This window comes from Paraburkholderia monticola, assembly GCF_001580545.1.
In the GTDB taxonomy this organism is placed as follows: domain Bacteria; phylum Pseudomonadota; class Gammaproteobacteria; order Burkholderiales; family Burkholderiaceae; genus Paraburkholderia; species Paraburkholderia monticola.
In genome coordinates this window covers 81931-102919 of sequence record NZ_LRBG01000007.1, presented here as the reverse complement: position 1 = coordinate 102919, position 20989 = coordinate 81931, and the positions used below count along the sequence as shown (strand labels likewise).

Here is a 20989-nt window from a genome sequence, read left to right as displayed (position 1 = left end):
ATTTTGGCGATATTATGCATGCGGGTCAAAGGTCGCGTGTCGGGGTGACGCGCGTCCGACGCCACGGCGCGGTGCGATCGCTAGTTCGCGTGCAATGAGATCGGCAAGCCGTGTTGCCGCCCGTAGTCCGGCGAATCAATCGAAGAAGCGGATAAAAAATTCAATGGCCAACCTGATTGCAACGTTGCGCAAGGCGACCGGCGCAAGCGCTGTTCCGTGGCGGGCGCGCTGGCGGGCGGGGCTGATGGGGCTGATGGCGCTGATCGTCGGGCTGGCCGTCGGTTGCGCGCATGCGCAGCCGCCCTCGCGGCAGATACCGGTGCTGTCGCTCGACGTGCAGGGCAAGATCGCCAACACCAACGACGCCGCGCATCACGTCTATCACTTCAGCGAAGCCCAACTGCTCGCGCTGCCCGTGCATCCGATCACGACCTCGACCACCTGGACGCCGCGCTCGACGTTCAGCGGCCCGAGGCTCGCCGACATCCTGAAGGTCGTCGGCGCGCACGGCACCGAAGTCGAATTCCACACCTTCGACGACTACGTCTACACCGTGCCGGTGTCCGACTGCGACCGCTACGGTGTGATCGTCGCGTACAGTATGAACGGCCAGCGCCTGAAACTCAGTGATTTCGGGCCGCTATTCCTGATCTACCCGCGCGACGCATATCCGGATGAACTGAAGGGCGCGCTCGGCGACTCGAAATTTATATGGCAGATCAAGGCCCTCATCGTCAAATAGCGCATCGTCCGTGGCGGCGCGTGTTGTACGTGCTGATCTGGCTGATGGCGCTCGCGGCGCCGGCCGGCGCGATCGGCTATCTGCTGTATGCGAGCCTGCTGAATCCGCGCGCGACCGAGCAGCTCACCGGCACCTACGACGGTTTCTACTGGGACGCCGCGCAACTGCAGATCGCTTACGCGCGCTTCGAGAACCAGTTGCTGCTGTATGAGTCCGGTGCCGACGACGACTATCAGCGGCTGCTGCTGCGCTTCCAGCTGCTGCAATCGAAGCTGCGCGTGATGGCCGGCTCGACGCAGCGGCTCTCCGCGCAGCTCGCGCTGCTGCAACGGCAGCTCGACGAAATCAAGGCGCTCGAGGTCGTGCTCGACGACATCCAGCCCGAGATCGACGTGCTGCCGCGCGACCGTGCCCGTGCCGCGCGGATCGATGCGCAGTTGCGCCAGCACTGGAGCGAGGTCAACGATCTCGCGCTGTCGCGGCGGTTCGCCGATGTCGCCGACCGCGAGGCGATGAACCGCGATTTCATCGACAAGCGCCGCATCCTGTTCGCGGGCGGTCTGGTGCTGCTGTTGCTGTCGGCCGCGGCGACGCTCCTGCTCGTGCTCAATGGCCGACGCCGCGCGCGGCTGCTGCATCAGCAGCGCGCGGCGCTCGAGGCCGAGCATCAGGCGAGCCGCGCGGCGCGCGAGGCAAGCCTCGCGAAGGACGCATTTCTCGGCATGATCGGCCATGAGTTGCGCACGCCGTTGCACGCGATCGTGTCGTCGGTCGAGCTGCTCGGCTTCAACTATCACTCGGAGGCCGACCGCAAGGTGATCCAGCGGCTCGAAACCGCGGCGCGCCATCTCGAAGCGCAGATGAAGGACCTGACCGATTACGCGCGTCTCGGTGCCGGCAAGCTCGAATTGCGGCACGAGCATTTCGAGCCGCGCGAGCTGCTGGCATCGATCGTCGATGAACACACGATGTCCGCCGAGGCACGCGGGCTCAAGCTCGACAGCGAGGCGAGCGGCGCGAGCGGGCTGGTCGAATCGGACCCGCACCGGATCCGGCAGATCGTCAACAATCTCGTCACCAACGCGATCCGCTACACCGAAACCGGCACCGTGCGTGTCGAGCTGCGGCAGCAGCCGGCGCTGCTGATTTTCGTCGTCAGCGATACGGGACCGGGCGTGCCGTCCGCGCAGATTCCGCTGATCTTCGAGGAGTTCACGCAACTCGATGCGTCGCGCACGCGCCGCTTCGAAGGCGCGGGCATGGGACTGACGATCGTGCAGGGGCTGCTGAAGCTGTTCGGCGGCACGGTCGATGTCGCCAGCACGGTCGGCGAGGGCACCACCTTCACGGTGACGATTCCGGTCGTGCCGGTCGCGACCGTCGAGCCCGCCGGCGTCGAGGCGCAGGCCGAACCGGGCGGCGCGCGACCGTGTGTGCTGATCGTCGACGACAATCGGCTGATCCGCGAGTCCCTCAGCGAAATGGTCGCGCACATGGACTACGACGCGTTCGCGCTCGGCAATGCCAACGACGCGCTCGCGTGGCTCGACACGCACCGCTGCGACGTGGTGTTGCTCGATCTGCACATGCCGGAGCGCGACGGCTACACGTTTCTCGAGGACTTCGAGACGCGCGGCGGACCGTCGGCGGGCGTGCCGGTGATCGTGGTCAGCGCGTATGCGCCGGAGGTCGTGCGGGAGGGGGAAACTGACGCGCCGGCGATTTTCGAGGCGTTATTAAAGCCGGTACATTACGAGGATCTGAGACACGCCCTGCAGCGGGCGCTGGCGGCGCGGCATCAGGGGTGAGGGTGGCGATGCGGCGCGCGGGACGCGCGTTCGCACCGGCGGTTCAAGGCCGATTGAGCCGCTTCGACAGATCGGCGACGAGAATCGCCATGCGCGCGGGTTTCTCGTAGCACGCGACGTCGAAATCGCGGATCACCTGGCTGATCTCCGATTCGCTGGCCTTGCCGGTCAGCAGTTCGCCGGTCAGCACGAAGATCGGCGCATCCGGGTTCTCCGACGCACGCACCGCGCGAATCGCGGCCGCCGAGGTCTGCGCGCCGAACAGCCAGTCGATGATCACGCCGTCGAACACCTGCGTCTGCAACTGCTCGTTGAAGGCCGCGAGCCCGTAGATCGCGACCGCCGCGAAGCCGCTGCGCTCCAGGTAGTCGCGCAGGTTGTCGGCGCTCGAGCAATCGTCGTCGACGACCGCGATGGTCGGCTTGTCGGTTTCCGCGCGGCGCGGATAGATCTCGATCTTGTGAACTTCGTACGCGCTCTGATACAGCGCGCCGTCGTGACGCGCGACGCGCCATTGACCGAGCCGCGAATAGGCGACGAACTCGGGGCGGCTACCTGGCTCGAGCGCGGCGCCGACCCACGCGGTGCAGGCGATCTCGGTCGCGCCGATGCAGAACACCGCCTCCTGGGCGATCGCGCCGACCACGCCCGGATCGAGCGACTGCGCGCCGAACAACTGCGCCGCGGGTTCGTCGAATACCTCGGCGACTTTCTTGATCTGCGACAGCGTCCACGGACTATTGCCGCGCAGCTTGCGATGCCCCTGGGAAAAACTGAGGTCGAGGATGCGGCATAGCTCCGTGGTTTGCTGGCGCTTGCCGATACCATGCCGGCTCATCAACTCGCGCACGCGCTCGGCAACCGCGATGGAGTCGGGTGAGTGTGTTTCGTTGGCCATGCTGCGTGAAAATCCGCCGGGTTAAAAGGTACAGAGGACGCGCGTTCGACCGGCGCAGACCAACCCTGCGCATGTAATGCGCATCAGTCGGCCACGCGGGGACAGCCAATGTACCGTAAAAAAATTCACAGTTTATGATTTTGTCTGCCGTGTGCCGAGGTCGCTGATGCGAGCGACGCAACGGCCGTACCGGCGACGTTTGATGCATTGAGCATCAAAAGTATTCTACCGGTGAAATCATGACGAAACGCTAGGGAATGCGCGAATGGGGGAAATACTCGAACGCGCGCAACGCCCGGAAAGACGCACGCGAGAGTTGCGTTAAAAGGCCTGTCCGAAAGTTTTGGGTTGGCGTCAGGGCTCGCGCGCATTCAGCTCGCCGGCATCGTCTCGAGCCGGGCCGCCGAATTTTGAAGTCCTTTGAAAATCCGCTCCGCGACCTTGCCCGGAAAGCGCTCGGGCAACTCCGCCGATACCCGCTCGATCACCCCTGGCGTCTGTTCGATCAAGCGCTGGATCAGCGGCTCGGCATCGGCCCCGTACGAGCACTTCAACGCCATCGCGTTGAAGTGCCGCCGCTGCACGTCGCGAAACGCATCGTGCTTGCTGCGCGACCACAGACCCATCGCGAGCCGCGCCTTGTACCACGACCACTGGTTCGGACCATTGCCTTCGACCGGCCAGATCGACATGACGTCGTAGAGCGGCGTCAGACGGTACTGGCCGCCCGCCAGCAGACGGATGCTGAAGTTTTTCGCGTGGCCGTCCGGCGCGGCGAGCATCCAGAACAGGATCTGGCTCGCGACCAGCGTCTCGATGTCCTGCCGCGCGTCGACCGATTGCTGCAAAATCCGCGCGAGGTCGAGCACGCCCGGGCCGCCCTCGTTTTCATACTTGCGATGCGACGGCACGCCGTACACCTGGCAGAAATCTTCCTGCGGCAGACGCAGCAGCCATGTGCCGCTCGAATGCATCTGCCGGTCGAAGCGTTCGACGGCGAGCACGCGTTGCTTGCCGAAACTGAGCACTTCGGCGTTCGCGACCGGCAGGCCGAACGCGCGCAGAATCCGCAGGCACAGCCACTCGTTTTCGACCGATGTGCTCAGATCGGCGAGCCGGTTGCCGACCAGCCCGAGCGGCAGCTTGAAGATGTGCGTGGTCGGCGTCGCGCCGTGCGGACGGTGCCAACGGCCGTCGTGCCACAGCAGCGCGGTTTTCTCCTGGGCGCCGGCGAGCGAGATGCGGAAGTCGTCGGTTTCGTCGGGCACGCCGAGCGCCGGGCTGCCGACCGTTTGCGCGAGCAGCTGCTCGATGTCGTCGTCGGACAGCGGCGTGCCGTCGATGCGCTGGACTCCGGCCGGCACGTCGTCTTCGGCGAGCAGTTGGACCGCGCCGACGCAGTCGCGGCCGATTGCCTGAAGCAGGTCGAACGCATCGAGCGTATCGGTGCGGTAGCGCTGCGCGATGCGTTTGCGGATCGCGTCGCTGTCGGGCAGCAGGTTGTCGAAGTAGTTGAGCACCCGCGGCCCCTTGTGGGGCAGGTTGCCGGGCGTGAACGGCAGCGACAGCGACAGCGGGCGACCCGCGGGCGACGCGATCCAGCCGGCGTCGTAGGCGAATTCCATCGGGCCGCGCGCGGGCAGGCGCCAGACGCCGATACGCTCGCCGTTGGCCCAGACCGACAACGCCTTCAGAGCGGTTTGCCGTGCCATCTCACCACTCGACGAGCGGCGCCGGCTCGGCGCTCGGCTCATCCCTGTCGCGCAACTGTAGTTGCAGGCCGTAGGCGCCGCACAGCGCCAGCAGCTGCGTGAGGGTGAGCGCGCTCGCATCGGTTTCGAGCGTGGAAATGCGGCTCTGGCTAACGCCGACGCGCGCGGCCGCCTCGGCCTGCGTGAGGCCGGCCTGGTGGCGGCTGGCCGCGAGCAGTTGCGCGAGCTGGTCAGGCGTGGCGATCAGGTGGAGCATGGCGGATTATCTGCGGGACGAATAAATGTAATTTATGCGTGAGACGAATATTTGTCAAATATTCGTGTGGCACATAATGGGCAGATATTCGTGTGACGGATATTTGAAGATTTCCGCGCCGGCTGCGAAGATGACGCCCACCTCTTCAGCCCGCCCACCCATCCGATGACCACGACTTACCCGCTGCACTCGAGCTTCACTCCCGCCGACCAGGCGTTGCCGACGCACGCCGACGTGGTGATCGCCGGGGCCGGCATCATGGGCTGCGCGGCCGCTTATTATCTGGCGCGGCGCGGCCTGTCGGTGGTGGTGCTCGACAAGTCGCGGATCGCCGGGCAGCAGTCGTCGCGCGCGTGGGGCTTCGTGCGTCAGCAGGGCCGCGAGGCCGCGGAAGTGCCGCTGATGATGGCGAGCATTCCATTGTGGCAAGAGCTCGAGCGCGAGCTGAACTTCGATCTCGAATGGCGCCAGGGTGGATGCCTGTATGTCGCCACCCATGACGAAGACTGGGCCTCGTTCCAGCAATGGACCGAGGTCGCGCGTCAGCACGGCCTCGACACCCGCACGCTCGATCGCAGGCAGATCGACGCCGTCGTGACCGGCATGCAAGGCCCCGCATTAGGCGGTCTGTACACGCCGAGCGATGGTCAGGCCGAGCCGCGCCGCGTCGCCGCGGCCTTCGCGGCCCGCGCGGCTGGTGCCGGCGCGCTGTTTTTCGAGGGCTGCGGCGTGCTCGGCGTCGAACGTGCGGGCGGCGCGATCGCGGGCGTGGTGACCGAGCGCGGCACGATTCGCACGCCGCGCTTCATCTGCGCGGCCGGCGCCAGCAGCTGGCGGTTGCTCAGGACGCTCGGTCTCGAACTGCCGCAGCAGGCGGTGCGCGGCACCTGCATGCGTACCAACCCGCTGCCGCCGATCACCGCGTCGACGTTCTGGGGCCACGGCCTCGGCATCCGCCAGCGTGCGAACGGCGCGATCAATCTCGCCGACGACATGCAGGTCGACGTCGACATGACGCTCGGCCATTTCCGCGCGCTCAAATGGTTCTTGCCGGAACTGTGGACGCAGCGCGAGAAGTTCAGCTTCCATCTGAACGGCGCCTGCCTGCGCGATCTGCGCGAGCGCCTGCCGGGCGGCGTAGCCGCCGCCGAACGCGTGCTCGCGCCACGCGATCCGCAGCCGCAGCCGAACGCGAGCCATGCGCCGCGCGCGCTAAAAAAGCTGCGCGCGCTGTTTCCGGCGTTGCGGGATGCGCAGGTGGTCGAAGCGTGGGCCGGACTCATCGATGTGTTGCCCGACGGCATTCCGGTCATCGATGCGCCGCCGCAGGTCCCAGGCCTCACGATCGCAACCGGCTTCTGCGGGCATGGCTTCGCGATGGGCCCGATCGTCGGTAAGCTGCTTGCGCAACTGAACGATGGCGGCGAGCCGTCGCTCGATCTGTCGGCGTTCCGTTTGCAGCGTTTCTTCGACGGCACGATGCAACGGCCGCGCAGCATGCTGTAATCCTGTCCAACACCCCATAACCGGTACCACCGATGAACGAACCCGCTCTGCGCCACGCCGACGTCCCGTACTACACACAATGGGGCAGCCCCGAGTGGGTGCGCGACATCGTCGAACAGCAGCGCGACCCGTGCGACGATCCGCACTGGCAGCGCAGCGGTTTCGCCGACCCCGAGCGCTATCGTTTCTGGGCGCAACGTCTGTGCGGGCTCACCTGCCTCGAATCGGCGCTCGACTACTGGCGCATCGAACATGCACCGCGTGCGGCCTTGCTCGACGACGCGCTGCGGCACGGCGTGTACCGGCTGCGCGACGATGGCGGCGTCGACGGTCTGATCTACCGGCCGTTCGCCGACTGGGCGGGCACCGCATTCGGCCTGGCTATCGACGTGCTGCCGCAGGTCTCGCTCGAAGAGATCGCGGCGCGCCTTGACGCCGATACGCTCGCGATCGTGTCGGTGAGTCCGGAGATCCGCTATCCCGAGCGGCCGAACCAGCAGCGAGGCGGTCATCTGATCCTGCTGCACGGCCGCGATCGCGAGGGCGTGTGGTTTCACAACCCGTCGGGCGTCGTGCCGCATCAGGCCGACGTGTACCTGCCGTTCGCGACGATGTCGCGTTTCTATGCGGGGCGGGGGATGACGCTCAGTCGCGGCACGTTCTAGCGCATCGCGCATTAGGGGCGAGGTCTGTTTCCTGCTAAAGCGGTTGCTATGACGTTCGACCTGGTGGATCTCCTATGAACCGAAGCTTCTGTCTTCTTGCCGCCAGCCTTGTCGTGCTTGGCGGTTCCGCTGCCGCGCGGGCCGCGAGCCGCGACGAACAGACCCACGCGTGCCGCGGCGACGCGATCCATTTCTGCGCCGGGGAGATCCCGAACGAAGAAAAGATCACCGCCTGCATGAAGCGACACATCGACGAACTGAGCCCGGCGTGTCGGGCGATGTTCAAGAACGGCAAGAACGGCAAGAACGGTGGCAACAACGGCACCAGCAACGGCGGCAAGAACGGCGGCCCGTAAAGCGGTCGCCCGACTGGCCAATTCTTTTGCGCTCGGTTACGGTGACGTCATGCTCACTCCATCCTGCATTGGACCGTTCCGCCTATGACCCGCCCGACCACGCAGATCTTCGACGCCGCCGCCACCGCGCGGCTGATGCCCTACGCAGCGCTTGTCGACGCGTTGCGGCGCGCAAGCATCGATTACGCGCATGAGCGCATCGTGAGCCCCGAGCGGCTCGTCGTGCCGCTGAACGCTGGCGGCATCATGCTGTCGATGCCCGCCACCGCGTCCGATCTCGCGATCCACAAGCTCGTCAACGTGTGCGCGAGCAACGGCGCGCGCAATCTGCCGACGATCCACGGTCAGGTGATGGCCTTCGATGCCGACACCGGCGAGACGCTATTCGTCCTCGACGGCCCGACCGTGACGGGCCGCCGGACCGCGGCGATGTCGATGCTCGGCATCGCGACGTTTGCTCAGCGCGCGCCCCACGAATTCCTGCTGATCGGCACCGGCATGCAGGCACTCAATCATCTGGAAGCGATCGGCGAGCTGTATCCCGACGCGCGAGTGTGGGTCAAGGGCAGCGCGCCCGCGCGCGCCGAGGCATTCTGCGCGGCGCAGCGCGACAAGGTGCGCGAGTTGCGCCCGCTCACGGAGGCGGGCACGACGATTCCCGCATCGGTCGACGTCGTGATCGCCTTGACCACGAGCAAACAGCCGGTCTATGACGAGATGGCCCGTGCCGGGCGACTCGTGATCGGCGTCGGCGCGTTCACGCCGCAGATGGTCGAGATCGGCGCGACCACGCTCGCCGGCAGCGCGCTGTTCGTCGACGATCCGGCGGGCGCCCGGCACGAGGCCGGCGATTTCATTCAGGCGGGCGTCGACTGGGCGCGGGTCGGCGGCATCGCCGCGGTGCTCGATCAGACGCAGCCGGCGCCCACGGGGCCGGTGGTGTTCAAGAGCGTCGGCTGCGCGGCGTGGGATCTGGCCGCCTGCCGGGTCGCGCGCGCCGCGTTGGAGCGCGGCTGACCGGCATCGGCCCGTTTTGCAAAAATCTCGCAAAAATCCCGTAAAAACAATCGTCTGCCGCGCAAGGTCGGCACTTTTCGCGAACCTGCGGCAGATCTTGCCGTGCAAACTATCCCAAAACGTTGCACCATAGGCGTCTGCCGGAAAAAAGCGCCACCGCGGACGAAAGCCGTAGCCCGTCCGCCGGCCGCCGATTCCTGATCGACGCCTTCCCCCTAGACGCTGCGACCGTGCCATGACGACCCAACAAGCATCCGCCACACCCGACCTGCCGCTCGACATGATCATCTTCGGCGGTACCGGTGACCTGTCGTTCCGTAAGCTGCTGCCCGCGCTTTACATGGCGCATCTGCATTGCAACCTGCCGCCGGAAACCCGCATTCTGACGATCGGCCGCAAACCCTGGTCGCGCGACGAATACATCAGCCAATTCATGGAGGAGAAGGCGAAGCCCTTCATCGACAAGAAGGCCTTCGATGCGACCGCGTGGGACAAATTCCTCGCGCTGTTCGAATACGTGCGGATGAACGTCGATTCGGCCGAGGACTATCTGAGCCTGAAGGAAGCGTCGCGCGAGGGCGTGCGTCGCGTGTTCTATCTGGCGACGTCGCCGGATCTGTTTACGAACATCTGCGATAACCTGTCCTCGGCCGGGCTCATCGACGCCAATTCGCGCGTCGTGCTCGAAAAGCCGCTCGGCCACGATCTGGCCTCCGCGCAGGAGATCAACAACGACGTCGGCAAGCATTTCGAGGAAGCGCAGATCTACCGGATCGACCACTACCTCGGCAAGGAAACCGTGCAGAACCTGATGGTGCTGCGCTTCGGCAATCCGATTTTCGGGCCGCTGTGGCAGGCGCCGTACATCAAGAGCGTGCAGATCACGGTGGCCGAAACGGTCGGCGTCGGCAGCCGCGCGGGGTTCTACGACAAGACCGGCGCGCTGCGCGACATGGTGCAGAACCACCTGCTGCAACTGCTGTGCATCGTCGCGATGGAGCCGCCGGTATCGCTCGATCCCGACGCGGTGCGCGACGAAAAGCTGAAGGTGCTGCGCTCGCTGCGGCCGATGACCCCCGAGGACATCGCGCGCGACACGGTGCGCGGCCAGTACACGGCCGGCGCGGTCGATGGCGAGGCGGTCAAGGGCTACCTCGAGGAAGACAACGTGCCGGCGGGCAGCCGCGCCGAAACCTTCGTCGCGTTGCGCGCACGTATCAACAATTGGCGCTGGGCCAACGTGCCGTTTTTCCTCCGCACCGGCAAGCGGATGCAGAAGAAGCTGTCGGAGATCGTCATCGAATTCTCCGAGCTGCCGTTCTCGATCATCCCGAGCGGTGGGCGCAACTACGGCAATCGACTCGTGATCCAGTTGCAGCCGGAAGAGTCGATCCAGCTGCAGATGCTCGCGAAGGAGCCCGGCAGCGGCATGCACATGCTGCCGGTGAGCCTGAACCTGGACCTGCAGCAGGCGTTCACCGAACGTCGCGCGGAAGCCTATGAGCGACTGCTGATCGACGTGATCCGCGGACGTCTGACGCACTTCATGCGCCGCGACGAACTCGAAGCGGCATGGGCCTGGGCCGAGCCGATTCTCGACGGCTGGGCGAAGTCGGGCGAGCGGCCGCGCTCGTATTCGGCGGGCACCTTCGGGCCGGCCGCATCGACCGCGTTGATGACGCGGGAGAATGCGGTGTGGGTGGAGGAAGAATCGCAGTAACGACGTTTTGACAACATGCTGTTGATGCGGCTCGTGACGTTGCAGAGGCGTCGCGAGCCGCTTTTGTATTCGCTGGGAGGTGTAGATCGATGAGGCGAATTCTCGTGGCATTGACCTGGGCGGCAAGCGTGGCAACCACTCTGACTCTCCCTGCTTACGGCGCCGACGAACTCAATGCACGGACCGATCCGCCAAAGGTGATCATCGACAGCGACTACAACACGCTCAGCGACGACGGTCAGCTAGGCGTGATGGCCGCGCAATTGCAGGCCCAGGGTTCGTTGAAAGTGCTCGGCATTACCGTGGTGTCGGGCAATCAATGGCTGAGGCAGGGTGTTGCCGACGCGCTGAAATCGGTCGAACGACTCGGCGTTGAAAAACAGATCGGCGTGTATGCGGGCGCCAATCACCCACTGTCCCGCGACTTCACGACGGTCCAGCGCGAGCTGAAGGCGTTCCCCGGCGGCGACGGCTATATCGGCGCGTGGAGCAAGCCCGAGCCGAAATCGGACCGCGACCTCGTCGCGCCGCCGGACGGCTTCGCGACGCACACGAAGGTGCAGCGTCAGAGCGCGATCGACTTCATCGCCGAAGCGGTGAAGCGCAATCCTGGCGAAGTGACGATTCTGGCGATCGGGCCGCTGACCAACATCGCGTTGGCCACGCGCGAACATCCCGAGATCGTGCCGCTGATCAAACAGATCATCTATATGGGCGGCGCGATCGACGTGCCTGGCAATACCACGCGAACCGCCGAGTTCAACTGGTGGTTCGATCCCAAAGCGGCGAAAGCGGTGCTGCGTCTGCCGATCAAACAGACGGTGATTCCGCTCGACGTGACCGATACCGTGCAAATGGACAAGGCGCTTTACGATCGCGTCGCGCATGATCCGGCGAAGCAGACCATCATCACGCAACTGTTCAAGACGCTGAACGGCTATGGTTACGACGGCAAGAACGGCTTCGAGACCAATCCGAACTACACGACGAACATCTGGGACACGCTGACGCTTGCGTATCTGATGCATCCGTCGTTCGCGACGCAGACCGTCGAGGAGTGGGTGGACGTGGATACGGGCTTCGGCGCCAACGATGGCAAGGCAAGGGGCTACACGAGTTCGCCGCCGCCGGGATTGCAGAAGATGACGGTCGTCAAACGATTTGATAATCCGGCGTTTTTTGATTTCTATGTCGATCTGTTGACGCGACCGGTGCCGGTGCGGTCGCAGGACCCATGAACGCGCGAGCGCCGCGCGCCCACACCCGTGTTACGCGGGATGCAGGCCACGCAGCAGCTGATGCACGCGCGACAGATCCTGCTCGACATGGCCGGCGTTCTCGAACAGCTCCGCGAGCCAGTCGACGAACGCACGCACGCGCGGCGACACGCGACGGTTCTTCACATACGCGACCGAGACCGGCATCGGCACGGGCTTCCATTGCGGCAGCACTTCACACAGCAGCCCCGAATCGAGGAACGGCTGCGCGGCGATCCGCGCGGGCTGGATCATGCCGAGGCCTTGCAGTCCGCAGGTCAGGTATGCCTGTTCGTCGCTGACCTGCACGAAGCCGTTGAGTTTGACCTTGCGCGCTTCGCCATCCACTTCGAAATCGAAGTCGCATTCGCGGCCGCTATGGGGCGACACGCAGTTGACCGCGACGTGTGCGCGCAACTGGTCGAGATCGGCGGGCGTGCCGTAGCGGTCCAGATAGGCTGGACTCGCGCAGGTCACCTGCTCGAGCGTGCCCAATTGCCGCGCGACGAGATTGGAGTCGGGCAATTCACCGAGCTGGATGCTGCAGTCGATTGCTTCGGAGACCATATCGACGGTGCGGTTGCTGACACCGATCGCGAGATCGAGGTTCGGGTAACGGGTGTGGAAGTCGTCTAGCGACGGGAGCACGATGGAGCTTGCTACCGCGCTGGGCATTTCGATGCGTAGGCGGCCGGTCAGATTGTCGGTCGAATTGCGGATGCTGGTTTCCATTTCGTCGATGTCGGCGAGGATTTGCGCGCAGCGGTCGTAGTAGGCTGCGCCTTCTGGGGTGATGCTGAGGCGGCGCGTTGTGCGGACTAGTAATGCTGTGCCCAGCAGGGCTTCCAGGTTCTGGACGATCGTCGTTGCTGTTGCGCGTGGGATGTTCAATGATTCCGCTGCGCGGGTGAAGCTGTTGGTGTCTACAATTCGGATGAAGGTGCGCATTGCCGTTATTCTGTCGATCACTTTTGTGCTCCAAATGGGTTTCTTTTTTTTGCCTGCGGCGGTTGATCGTTGTTCTTACGGTGTTGGCCTTTCCTTGTGTTCTTGTCGGTCTATTAGCGTTGCCCCTATGCGGGGCGGCACCTACTTTCTTTGCTGCTGCAAAGAAAGTAGGCAAAGAAGACAGCTTTAAACCGCTAATTCTTAAGTGGGCACCGTGCCTCGCAAACGGCAGTGGTGCATCTGGAATCCGTGCTCCCGCACACTCCGCGGCAGTGACAAAGCCGTCATCCGCACCCGCTCCGCACTACGTGCGTCGCGGACGGGTATGCAGGGGAAACCAGCCGTATTTTCTTGTGTTAGTGGGTGCCATCGGCTTCGCCTCGGCGATGCGCCGAGAAGACCGATGGTGTGACCGGGGTTTCGGCGCGCGTAGCGCCGCCGGAGGTATGACTGCCTTGTCACTAATGCGGAGTGTGCGAGAACACAGATTCCAGATGCACCACTACCCGCAATTAACCAAGGGACCCGCTTAAGAGTTAGCGGTTTAAAGCTGTCTTCTTTGCCTACTTTCTTTGCAGCAGCAAAGAAAGTAGGTGCCGCCCCGCACAGGGGCAACGCCAATAGACCGACAAGAAATCAAGGAAAGGCCAACACCGCAAAAACAGCGACAAAACCACAAGCAAAAAAACAACAACAAACAGAACCCCGCGCCGCAGGCGGCAAAAACCCCCACCCGCTGCGCGGCCAAAAACTCCAAATTATTTCCTCAACGAATCCATATCAACCACAAACCGATACTTCACATCGCTCTTGAGCATCCTCTCATACGCCTCATTAATCTTCTGCATCGGAATCATTTCAATATCAGAAGTAATCCCATGCTCACCGCAAAAATCGAGCATCTCCTGCGTCTCGGCGATACCGCCAATCAGTGACCCAGCCAGGCGCCGCCGCTTGAAAATCAGATTGAACACCTGCGGCGACGGATGATCATGCTCCGGCGCCCCCACCAGCGTCATCGTCGCATCCCGCTTGAGCAGATTCAAAAACGGATTCAGATCATGCTGCGCAGCCACGGTATTGAGAATGAAATCGAAGCTATTCACATGCGCTTCCATCTCCTGCGGATTCTTCGAAATCACGACTTCATGCGCGCCAAGCCGCTTCGCATCCTCGATCTTCGACGGCGACGTCGTAAACAGCACGACATGCGCGCCCATCGCCCGTGCCAGCTTCACGCCCATATGGCCGAGACCACCGAGGCCGACGATCCCGACCTTCTTGCCCGGACCCACGCCCCAGGTGCGCAGCGGCGAATACGTTGTGATGCCCGCGCACAGCAGCGGCGCAACACCCGCGGGGTCGAGATTCTGCGGCACGCGCAGCGTGAAGGCCTCGTCGACGACCAGTTGCGTCGAATAGCCACCGTACGTGACCTGTCCGTCGACGCGATCGACACCGTTATACGTGCCCACCCAACCGTTCTCGCAATACTGCTCGAGACCTTCCGCGCAGCTCGCGCAGGTGCGGCACGAATCCACCAGGCAGCCGACCGCGACGAGCTCGCCGACCTTGTACTTCGTCACGTTCGGGCCAACCGCGGTCACGCGGCCCACGATCTCGTGGCCCGGTACCACCGGATAAATCGTGTTCTTCCATTCGTTGCGGACCTGATGCAGGTCGGAATGGCACACGCCGCAGAACAGCACTTCCATCTGCACGTCATGGGCACGCGGCGCGCGGCGCTGGATTTCGAACGGGGCGAGCGGCGCGGTGGCGTCCGTCGCTGCATAGGCATAAGTCGTGCTCATGGGTAGCTCCAGCAAAGAGGGTGATGGCGCAACAGGCGACGCGCCGGCGATGCGCAACACGGGTTGCGGATGCGGCGTGCCGCGGCATGAACCGGAATCGGCGCGCTAGCGTCGATGGCCGCCGGTCGCAAGCTCCCGGCTGATGGCGGCCAATGACCGCGCACGCTGCGCGCGGGGAAAAGGCGATCCGGCAGGGTTCCCATGTTAGGAGTCCGGTGCCGCTCGGGGAATACCTGATCGTCTTGAAGATTTGCCTAAAACTACTGAGGGGCAGCGCGATAGGCTCTTTGGTGCTAAATTTCAAGCATTATTCTCTTGCTCGTCACCCTATCGTCATGTCCACTCAAGCTGTCGGTCCCATTACGGACGATCCCGCGCAACGCCGCATGGTCGAATTGTTCGATCTGCTCGCACCGAATACCGGCATCACGCACTCGAGCCTCGAAGGTGTCAACCTGCTGCGCGCGAATCGTCCGATGCCGCGCATGCCGGTCATGTACGAGCCGAGCATCGTGATCGTCTGTCAGGGACGCAAGCGCGGCTATCTCGGCGATCAGGTGTTCCAGTACGACGCGCAGCAGTACCTGGTGCTGTCGGTGCCGTTGCCGTTCGAATGCGAGACCGAGGCGAGCGTGGAGCAGCCGTTTCTCGGCATGTCCGTGCGCGTCGATCTGACGATGGTGGCCGAGTTGCTGATGGCGCTGAACGAAACCCAGGGACTCGCGCACTATGAGCCCGCCGGCATGTATTCGACGCCGCTCGATCTCGCGTTGAGCAGCGCCGTGCAGCGTCTGATGGAAGCGCTCGCATCGCCGCTCGACGCGCGCATCCTCGCGCCGGGCATCGTGCGCGAAATCTGCTATCGCGTGTTGACCGGCGAGCAGGGCGGCGCGATTCGCGCGGCGCTCACGCATCAGAATCACTTTGGCCGCATCGCGAAGGCGCTGCGCCGCATTCATGCGGACTATCACGCGTCGCTCGATGTCGACACGCTCGCGTCCGAAGCCGGCATGAGCCTCGCGGTGTTTCATGCGCAGTTCAAGGCGGTCACCGCGACTTCGCCGATGCAGTATGTGAAGACCACGCGTTTGCATCACGCGCGTCTGTTGATGGTGCAGGATGGTTTGAATGCGGGGGCGGCTGCCGCGCGTGTCGGTTACGAAAGCGCGTCGCAATTCAGTCGCGAGTTCAAGCGGCTGTTCGGCCTCAGTCCGGTCGACGAAGTCAAACGCATGCGCTGCGCTCACGATGCGCCGCCGCCGCGCGTGCAGAAACCGGTGCCGCGTTACGTCACTGCGGTCTAAAGGTCTTAAGCCCTAAAGGTCTTAAACCCTAAAGGTCTTAAACCCTAGAGCCCGCTGAACCAGTTATACCCCTGGTCTTCCCAGTAGCCACCCGGATTCGTATTGGTCACGAAGATTGCGGCGATGTGCTTCGGGTTCTTGAAGCCGAGCTTGGTCGGCACGCGCAGCTTCAGCGGATAACCGTATTTGGCCGGCAGCGGCGCGTTGCGGAAATCGAGCGTCAATTGCGTTTGCGGATGCAGCGCGGTCGCCATGTCGAGGCTCGAGTAGTAGCGATCCGCGCATTTGAAACCCACGTAGCGCGCGCTCAGATCAGCGCCGATCCGTTCGAGAAACGTGCGAAACGGCACGCCGCGCCATTGTCCGATCGCGCTCCAGCCTTCGATGCAAACGTGACGCGTGATCTGCGAGACCTGCGGCAACGCGCGCAACTGCTCGAGGCTCCAGCTGCGTTTGTCGGCGACGAGCCCCGACACTTCGAGCCGATAGGTCGAGCCGTCGATATCCGGTGCGTCGAACTCCTGATAGAACGCATTGAACGGAAACGGATCGGTGATATCGCGCGCCGAATAGGTCGGCGCGAGTTTGTTGCGATCGAACAGCCACGCCTGCACGCGATCGTTCCAGCGCGACATCGCCCATAGCACCTTATCGACGGAATCGTTGTCCTGCAGGTTGCAGCCGGACAGCATCGCGAGCGCGCCGATCGATAGCGACGAGCGCAGGAACAGGCGGCGTTGCAGCCGCTCGATCTGCGGCCGGTGCTCGGCCAGCACGATGCGTGAGCGGCGCGCGTCTTCTGTGTTGGCGTCCGTCTGGCTGGCCGGATCGGTGCGCGTATCGGTGCGCGCATTGGTGCGCGTATCGGTACGATTAGGGGCGCTCATGCGCGAGTCCTCTCGTGTGCTGGTTCGATGCGATGACTGCTGCGCCGGGCGCGTCCGGTGACCATCGGCGGCAACGTGCGTGGCACCAGCAGCACCAGCATCAGATGCACGACGACGAAGCCGACCACGCCCGCCATCGCGACGAAATGCACGCGCCGCGCAAAATCGAAGCCGCCGAACAGCGCGGTCAGCCATGAGAACTGCACCGGCTTCCAGATCGACAGTCCCGATGCGACGAGCAGCACGCCGAGCAGCAGCACCAACAGATACAGCGCGCGCTGCACGGCGTTGTACCTGCCAGTCTCGTGCGGCAGTCTGAAGCGCAACGCCAGCACCGCATCGCGCGCGACGTCGCGGGGACGAACCGGCAGCAGCTTGCGCCGCAGATGGCCGCTCGACACGCCATAGACGAGATACAGCAGGCCGTTCGCGCACAGCAGCCACATCGCCGCGAAGTGCCATGCGATCGAGCCGCCCAGCCAGCCGCCGACCGTCGCCCACACCGGAAACCGGAACGGGAAGATCGGCGAGGCGTTATAGATCGCCCAGCCGCTCATCAACATGCAGACCATCGCGAACGCGTTGATCCAGTGCGTCACGCGAACGACGAGCGGATGGACGATCGGGAATGCTTGCGATTCGGGCATGGGCTTCAGAGGCGAGGTGAAAAAGTAGCAACGACGCGCCGCATTACATCGGCGGCGTCACCCCATGCTCGCCGGCCGAAATGAAATTCGCCGCCATCGAACCGTCCGCATCCTTGTGCGCAAACAGCACGACCTTCGTGCCGGGCGTGAGCAACGCGCGGCTGCCCGGCTCGAGACTGACGATCGGCACGTCCTGCGGAATCACGATCTTCTTCTCGCCGTCCTTGTACTTGACGGTGATCGTGCGGCCGTTGCTGACCACGAGCGAGCCGACCGTGCCGTTCGTCATCGTGCTGTTCGCGCCGAGATCCCACGGGCGATGACCTTCGCCCGAGCCGCGCATGCTCGGCGGAAACACGTGCACTTCGAGCGCCTTCAGCGTGCCGTCGGACTGCGGAATCGCGGCGGTGCCCACGTAGCTGTCCGGCTTGATGTCGTTGACGTTGGCGAGCGTGACGCCGCGAATCGGCGTGTCGCCGGCGAGCTTGACGTCGACGTCCTGGCCGTCGCGCGTATGGACTTTCAGCAGATCGCCCGAGAGTGAGGTCACCGTGCCGCGTACGCCGGTCGGCATCGAGCTCTGGGCCCAAGCCGCGGACGTCGTCGCGAACAGCGCGGCGGCGAGCGCGGGGACGGCGAGGGCGCGCAGCGTTCGCGTGCGGGTCATCTTCATGCGGGTCTTCATGAGGCAGCTCCAGGAAAGGGTGCAGCGTGGTGAACGGTGCGCTCAGACTAGTCCCCGCATCGGCTCATCCGGGTGACGGGAGGATGACAAAAACGTCATGAACGACCGACGGCGGCCACGTAGAATGGGCGCCGGGAGCGCTGGATGGTTTTTTTGAGCGCTTTCTTTCGAGCGCTTTCGTCAGGCGTTTTTTTGCGCGCGCGGCGGCGGCCCCACGGGTCGAATCGCGCGCAGGAGCAGCGGGCATCATGAGTATTCTCGTCATCGAAGACGATCCGAAGACCGGCGACTACCTGAAGAAAGGTCTGCGCGAGAACGGCTACGCGGTCGACCTCGCGCGCACCGGCACGGACGGCCTGCATCTGGCGCTCGAGCACGATTACGAGCTGGTGGTGCTCGATGTGATGCTGCCGGGTATCGACGGTTGGGAGATCATGCGGGCGCTGCGTGCGCGGCGCGATCTGCGGGTGATCTTCCTGACCGCGCGCGACCAGGTCAGCGACCGCATCCGCGGTCTCGAACTCGGCGCCGACGACTATCTCGTCAAGCCGTTTTCGTTCACGGAGCTGGTGCTGCGGATTCGCACGCTGTTGCGCCGTGGCGTGATCCGCGAGAACGATGTGTTCGAAGTCGCCGATCTGAAGCTCGACGTGTTGCGCCGCCGGGTCACGCGCGAGGGCGTCGACATTCCGCTGACCAACAAGGAGTTCATGCTGCTGCATCTGCTGGTGCGGCGCGAGGGCGAGGCGCTGTCGCGCGCGCAGATCGCCTCGGAGGTGTGGGACATGAACTTCGATAGCGACACCAACGTGGTCGACGTGGCGATCAAGCGCTTGCGCGCGAAGGTCGATCACCCGTTCGAAAAGAAGCTGATCCACACGGTGCGCAGCATCGGCTACGCGTTCGGCGACGGCGTATGAAATTCTGGACCGAACGCTCGCTGATCGCGCGCACCACCTTGCTGTTCGCGCTGATCGCCTGCGTGGTGATCGGCTCGCTCGGCGCGTATTTCTATCATTCCGCCGAAGTCTCGCTGCAACGCCGCGCCGACGTCGTGCTGAGCGGCCGCGTCGAGCATTTCAGCCGGATCGTGCACGACCTTTATTCGGTGAGCGAGTTGAAAAAGCGTCCGCTGCTGTTCGAGACGATGCTCGGCGCGGAAGAGGACGTGCTGCTGTTTCGTCGGCCGGGCGAAGCGCCGTTCGTCGACGTGAATCCAGCCAGGCTCGCGGTGCCCGATCTGCCGGCCGGCGCGGCGGGCGATCCGCCGCGCGCGGCCGATATCCCGCAGACGCGCTTGCCCGACGGCGTACCCGTGCATTGGGCGATCGCGACCGCGAGAGCGCGCGAGGACGGTACCGAAGTCGAGGTGATCGCCGGCCACCCGATGACTCACGAGGTGCGCATGCTGGCCGAATACCGCAACCGCATCGTGCTGGCGACGCTGACCGGCATGCTGGCCGCGACGCTGCTCGCATACTTCGTGCTGCGCCGCGCGCTCAGACCGGTGCGCGAGATCGCGACGCGTGCCGCGCAGATCAGCCCGACGAATCTGGCGGTGCGGCTCGACCACGAGGCCGCGCCCGTCGAACTGCGCCAGCTCACGCACGCGTTCAACGCGATGCTCGACCGTCTCGCCGAAGGCTATCAACGTCTGCAGCAGTTTTCCGCCGATCTCGCGCACGAGATTCGCACGCCGGTCGGCGCGCTGGTCGGCCAGACCCAGGTAGCGCTCGCGCAGCCGCGCGAGCCCGACGAATATCAGCAGCTGCTCGAATCGAATCTCGAGGAGCTGAACCGTCTCAGCCATATCGCGGAGAACATCCTGTTTCTCGCGCATGCGGACCATGCTGCGTTGTCGATCGAGCGGCAGCCGGTCGATCTGCACGGCGAGCTCGTCAGGATCGCCGACTACTTCGAAGGACTCGCCGACGAACGCGGCATGCGTTTCGAAGTCGACGCGGCGGGCATCGCGTCGGCCAATCCGATGCTGTGCCGCCGCGCCATCAACAATCTGGTCGTCAACGCGGTGCGTTATGGCGCGGGCGATACGACCGTGAGGCTGCGCGGCGCGCAGGACGCGGCGGGTGCGCTCGTGACGGTCGAAAACGAGGGCGAGCCGATTCCGGCCGCGCAACTCGACCGGCTATTCGACCGCTTCTATCGCGGCGACGCGGCGCGCAGCGCGTTCACCGAATCGAACGGACTCGGGCTCGCGATCGTCAAGGCGATCATGCATCTGCACGGCGGCAGTGCGCGCGTGGTGTGCCCGCTGCCGGGCGTGGTGCGGTTCGAGCTGCGCTTTCCGGGCGCGTGACTGGCGCGCGGGTCGAGGGTTAGACCGGGCGTCGCTTGAAGCGGCGCCGCCTATACTTTTCAAAGCGCCTTTCAAAAGCCCTTTTCGGAGCATCGCCGTCCGCCGCCACTCATCAAGGAGTCGCATCATGGTCAAGCTCGCGCTGTATGTCCGTCTGGAAGCCAAGCCCGGCAAGGAACAGGAGGTCGAGGCGTTTCTGCTCAGCGGCTTGCCGCTCGTCGAGCAGGAACCGGCCACCGCCGCCTGGTTCGGCCTGAAACTCGGGCCCTCGACATACGGCATTTTCGACGCATTCGAGGACGAAGCCGGCCGTGACGCGCATCTGAACGGCAAGGTCGCGGCCGCGTTGATGGCGAAGGCGGGCGACCTGTTCGGGGCGCCGCCGAGCATCGTCAAGGTGGACGTGCTGGCAGCCAAGCTGCCGGGCTGAGCGCCCGAGGTGGCCGGCCCTCAG

The 20989-nt window shown here is 64.4% G+C and carries 20 protein-coding genes; 12 read left to right on the top strand and 8 right to left on the bottom strand.

Features of this window, described 5'->3' with window-relative positions:
* Nucleotides 1–163: 163 nt before the first annotated feature.
* The gene (locus CI15_RS10590; RefSeq protein ID WP_062127448.1) at nucleotides 164–742 is read left to right on the top strand and encodes a putative pterin-binding protein; all 579 of its coding nucleotides are present in this window, start codon (nucleotides 164–166) and stop codon (nucleotides 740–742) included.
* Complete coding sequence (locus tag CI15_RS10585; protein WP_062127446.1) at nucleotides 712–2550, top strand: ATP-binding response regulator; 1839 nt, start codon at nucleotides 712–714, stop codon at nucleotides 2548–2550. The genes CI15_RS10590 and CI15_RS10585 overlap by 31 nt, the downstream gene beginning before the upstream one ends.
* Before the next feature lie 43 nt (nucleotides 2551–2593).
* Here CI15_RS10585 and CI15_RS10580 read toward each other — a convergent pair whose 3' ends face one another.
* The 3 genes from CI15_RS10580 to CI15_RS10570 all read right to left on the bottom strand — a co-directional run bounded on the left by CI15_RS10580 (nucleotide 2594) and on the right by CI15_RS10570 (nucleotide 5416).
* Nucleotides 2594–3448, bottom strand: a complete 855-nt coding sequence (locus CI15_RS10580; protein WP_062127444.1) for a helix-turn-helix domain-containing protein — start codon at nucleotides 3446–3448, stop codon at nucleotides 2594–2596.
* A gap of 371 nt (nucleotides 3449–3819) precedes the next feature.
* Nucleotides 3820–5160 carry a type II toxin-antitoxin system HipA family toxin gene (locus CI15_RS10575; RefSeq protein ID WP_062127443.1) on the bottom strand — a complete coding sequence of 447 codons (1341 nt, stop codon included), beginning with the start codon at nucleotides 5158–5160 and terminating at the stop codon, nucleotides 3820–3822.
* A gap of 1 nt (nucleotide 5161) precedes the next feature.
* Nucleotides 5162–5416: a helix-turn-helix domain-containing protein gene (locus tag CI15_RS10570; RefSeq protein WP_062127441.1), complete on the bottom strand. Its 255-nt coding sequence runs from the start codon at nucleotides 5414–5416 to the stop codon at nucleotides 5162–5164.
* A gap of 165 nt (nucleotides 5417–5581) precedes the next feature.
* Here CI15_RS10570 and CI15_RS10565 point away from each other — a divergent pair, with 165 nt between their 5' ends.
* From CI15_RS10565 to CI15_RS10540, 6 genes are all read left to right on the top strand, one after another.
* Nucleotides 5582–6922 (top strand): NAD(P)/FAD-dependent oxidoreductase, encoded by a 1341-nt coding sequence (locus CI15_RS10565; protein ID WP_062127438.1) that lies wholly within the window; start codon nucleotides 5582–5584, stop codon nucleotides 6920–6922.
* A 32-nt stretch (nucleotides 6923–6954) separates the two neighbouring features.
* Nucleotides 6955–7587, top strand: a complete 633-nt coding sequence (locus CI15_RS10560) for a C39 family peptidase (RefSeq protein ID WP_062127436.1) — start codon at nucleotides 6955–6957, stop codon at nucleotides 7585–7587.
* A gap of 74 nt (nucleotides 7588–7661) precedes the next feature.
* Nucleotides 7662–7943: a hypothetical protein gene (locus CI15_RS10555; protein ID WP_062127435.1), complete on the top strand. Its 282-nt coding sequence runs from the start codon at nucleotides 7662–7664 to the stop codon at nucleotides 7941–7943.
* Between the two features lie 84 nt (nucleotides 7944–8027).
* Nucleotides 8028–8960: a bifunctional Delta(1)-pyrroline-2-carboxylate/Delta(1)-piperideine-2-carboxylate reductase gene (gene lhpI, locus CI15_RS10550; RefSeq protein WP_062127432.1), complete on the top strand. Its 933-nt coding sequence runs from the start codon at nucleotides 8028–8030 to the stop codon at nucleotides 8958–8960.
* A 235-nt stretch (nucleotides 8961–9195) separates the two neighbouring features.
* A complete protein-coding gene (gene zwf, locus CI15_RS10545) occupies nucleotides 9196–10680 on the top strand; it encodes a glucose-6-phosphate dehydrogenase (RefSeq protein WP_062127430.1) in 1485 nt (494 codons plus the stop codon).
* Nucleotides 10681–10769: 89 nt separating this feature from the next.
* Nucleotides 10770–11918 (top strand): nucleoside hydrolase, encoded by a 1149-nt coding sequence (locus CI15_RS10540; protein ID WP_062127428.1) that lies wholly within the window; start codon nucleotides 10770–10772, stop codon nucleotides 11916–11918.
* A gap of 30 nt (nucleotides 11919–11948) precedes the next feature.
* Here the strand turns inward: CI15_RS10540 and CI15_RS10535 are convergent, their stop codons facing one another.
* A complete protein-coding gene (locus CI15_RS10535; RefSeq protein ID WP_062127426.1) occupies nucleotides 11949–12905 on the bottom strand; it encodes a LysR family transcriptional regulator in 957 nt (318 codons plus the stop codon).
* 737 nt (nucleotides 12906–13642) lie between these two features.
* Nucleotides 13643–14695 (bottom strand): NAD(P)-dependent alcohol dehydrogenase, encoded by a 1053-nt coding sequence (locus CI15_RS10530; RefSeq protein ID WP_062127424.1) that lies wholly within the window; start codon nucleotides 14693–14695, stop codon nucleotides 13643–13645.
* Nucleotides 14696–15030: 335 nt separating this feature from the next.
* On the opposite strand from CI15_RS10530, the gene CI15_RS10525 reads away from it, so the two are divergent.
* Complete coding sequence (locus tag CI15_RS10525; protein WP_062127422.1) at nucleotides 15031–15999, top strand: AraC family transcriptional regulator; 969 nt, start codon at nucleotides 15031–15033, stop codon at nucleotides 15997–15999.
* 44 nt (nucleotides 16000–16043) lie between these two features.
* On the opposite strand, the gene CI15_RS10520 is transcribed toward CI15_RS10525, so the two are convergent.
* Genes CI15_RS10520 through CI15_RS10510 form a run of 3 tightly spaced genes read right to left on the bottom strand, consistent with a single transcriptional unit; the run spans nucleotide 16044 to nucleotide 18218 of the window.
* Nucleotides 16044–16886 (bottom strand): molybdopterin-dependent oxidoreductase, encoded by an 843-nt coding sequence (locus tag CI15_RS10520; protein ID WP_082814202.1) that lies wholly within the window; start codon nucleotides 16884–16886, stop codon nucleotides 16044–16046.
* A complete protein-coding gene (locus CI15_RS10515; protein WP_062127420.1) occupies nucleotides 16883–17533 on the bottom strand; it encodes a cytochrome b/b6 domain-containing protein in 651 nt (216 codons plus the stop codon). The genes CI15_RS10520 and CI15_RS10515 overlap by 4 nt, the downstream gene beginning before the upstream one ends.
* A 43-nt stretch (nucleotides 17534–17576) precedes the next feature.
* A complete protein-coding gene (locus tag CI15_RS10510; RefSeq protein WP_062127418.1) occupies nucleotides 17577–18218 on the bottom strand; it encodes a DUF5666 domain-containing protein in 642 nt (213 codons plus the stop codon).
* 248 nt (nucleotides 18219–18466) lie between these two features.
* Between CI15_RS10510 and CI15_RS10505 the strand changes: the two genes are divergently transcribed.
* The 3 genes from CI15_RS10505 to CI15_RS10495 all read left to right on the top strand — a co-directional run bounded on the left by CI15_RS10505 (nucleotide 18467) and on the right by CI15_RS10495 (nucleotide 20965).
* Complete coding sequence (locus CI15_RS10505; protein ID WP_062127416.1) at nucleotides 18467–19138, top strand: heavy metal response regulator transcription factor; 672 nt, start codon at nucleotides 18467–18469, stop codon at nucleotides 19136–19138.
* Nucleotides 19135–20535 (top strand): heavy metal sensor histidine kinase, encoded by a 1401-nt coding sequence (locus CI15_RS10500; RefSeq protein WP_062127414.1) that lies wholly within the window; start codon nucleotides 19135–19137, stop codon nucleotides 20533–20535. The genes CI15_RS10505 and CI15_RS10500 overlap by 4 nt, the downstream gene beginning before the upstream one ends.
* A 127-nt stretch (nucleotides 20536–20662) precedes the next feature.
* The gene (locus CI15_RS10495; RefSeq protein WP_062127412.1) at nucleotides 20663–20965 is read left to right on the top strand and encodes a putative quinol monooxygenase; all 303 of its coding nucleotides are present in this window, start codon (nucleotides 20663–20665) and stop codon (nucleotides 20963–20965) included.
* Nucleotides 20966–20989 lie beyond the last annotated feature (24 nt).

Bases quoted from the DNA above. Each gene is read 5' to 3' on its own strand.
- CI15_RS10590 (WP_062127448.1), top strand. From the start codon at position 164: ATGGCCAACCTGATTGCAACGTTGCGCAAGGCGACCGGCGCAAGCGCT.
- CI15_RS10585 (WP_062127446.1), top strand. From the start codon at position 712: ATGGCAGATCAAGGCCCTCATCGTCAAATAGCGCATCGTCCGTGGCGG.
- CI15_RS10580 (WP_062127444.1), bottom strand. From the start codon at position 3,448: ATGGCCAACGAAACACACTCACCCGACTCCATCGCGGTTGCCGAGCGC.
- CI15_RS10575 (WP_062127443.1), bottom strand. From the start codon at position 5,160: ATGGCACGGCAAACCGCTCTGAAGGCGTTGTCGGTCTGGGCCAACGGC.
- CI15_RS10570 (WP_062127441.1), bottom strand. From the start codon at position 5,416: ATGCTCCACCTGATCGCCACGCCTGACCAGCTCGCGCAACTGCTCGCG.
- CI15_RS10565 (WP_062127438.1), top strand. From the start codon at position 5,582: ATGACCACGACTTACCCGCTGCACTCGAGCTTCACTCCCGCCGACCAG.
- CI15_RS10560 (WP_062127436.1), top strand. From the start codon at position 6,955: ATGAACGAACCCGCTCTGCGCCACGCCGACGTCCCGTACTACACACAA.
- CI15_RS10555 (WP_062127435.1), top strand. From the start codon at position 7,662: ATGAACCGAAGCTTCTGTCTTCTTGCCGCCAGCCTTGTCGTGCTTGGC.
- lhpI (WP_062127432.1), top strand. From the start codon at position 8,028: ATGACCCGCCCGACCACGCAGATCTTCGACGCCGCCGCCACCGCGCGG.
- zwf (WP_062127430.1), top strand. From the start codon at position 9,196: ATGACGACCCAACAAGCATCCGCCACACCCGACCTGCCGCTCGACATG.
- CI15_RS10540 (WP_062127428.1), top strand. From the start codon at position 10,770: ATGAGGCGAATTCTCGTGGCATTGACCTGGGCGGCAAGCGTGGCAACC.
- CI15_RS10530 (WP_062127424.1), bottom strand. From the start codon at position 14,695: ATGAGCACGACTTATGCCTATGCAGCGACGGACGCCACCGCGCCGCTC.
- CI15_RS10525 (WP_062127422.1), top strand. From the start codon at position 15,031: ATGTCCACTCAAGCTGTCGGTCCCATTACGGACGATCCCGCGCAACGC.
- CI15_RS10520 (WP_082814202.1), bottom strand. From the start codon at position 16,886: ATGAGCGCCCCTAATCGTACCGATACGCGCACCAATGCGCGCACCGAT.
- CI15_RS10515 (WP_062127420.1), bottom strand. From the start codon at position 17,533: ATGCCCGAATCGCAAGCATTCCCGATCGTCCATCCGCTCGTCGTTCGC.
- CI15_RS10510 (WP_062127418.1), bottom strand. From the start codon at position 18,218: ATGAAGACCCGCATGAAGATGACCCGCACGCGAACGCTGCGCGCCCTC.
- CI15_RS10505 (WP_062127416.1), top strand. From the start codon at position 18,467: ATGAGTATTCTCGTCATCGAAGACGATCCGAAGACCGGCGACTACCTG.
- CI15_RS10500 (WP_062127414.1), top strand. From the start codon at position 19,135: ATGAAATTCTGGACCGAACGCTCGCTGATCGCGCGCACCACCTTGCTG.
- CI15_RS10495 (WP_062127412.1), top strand. From the start codon at position 20,663: ATGGTCAAGCTCGCGCTGTATGTCCGTCTGGAAGCCAAGCCCGGCAAG.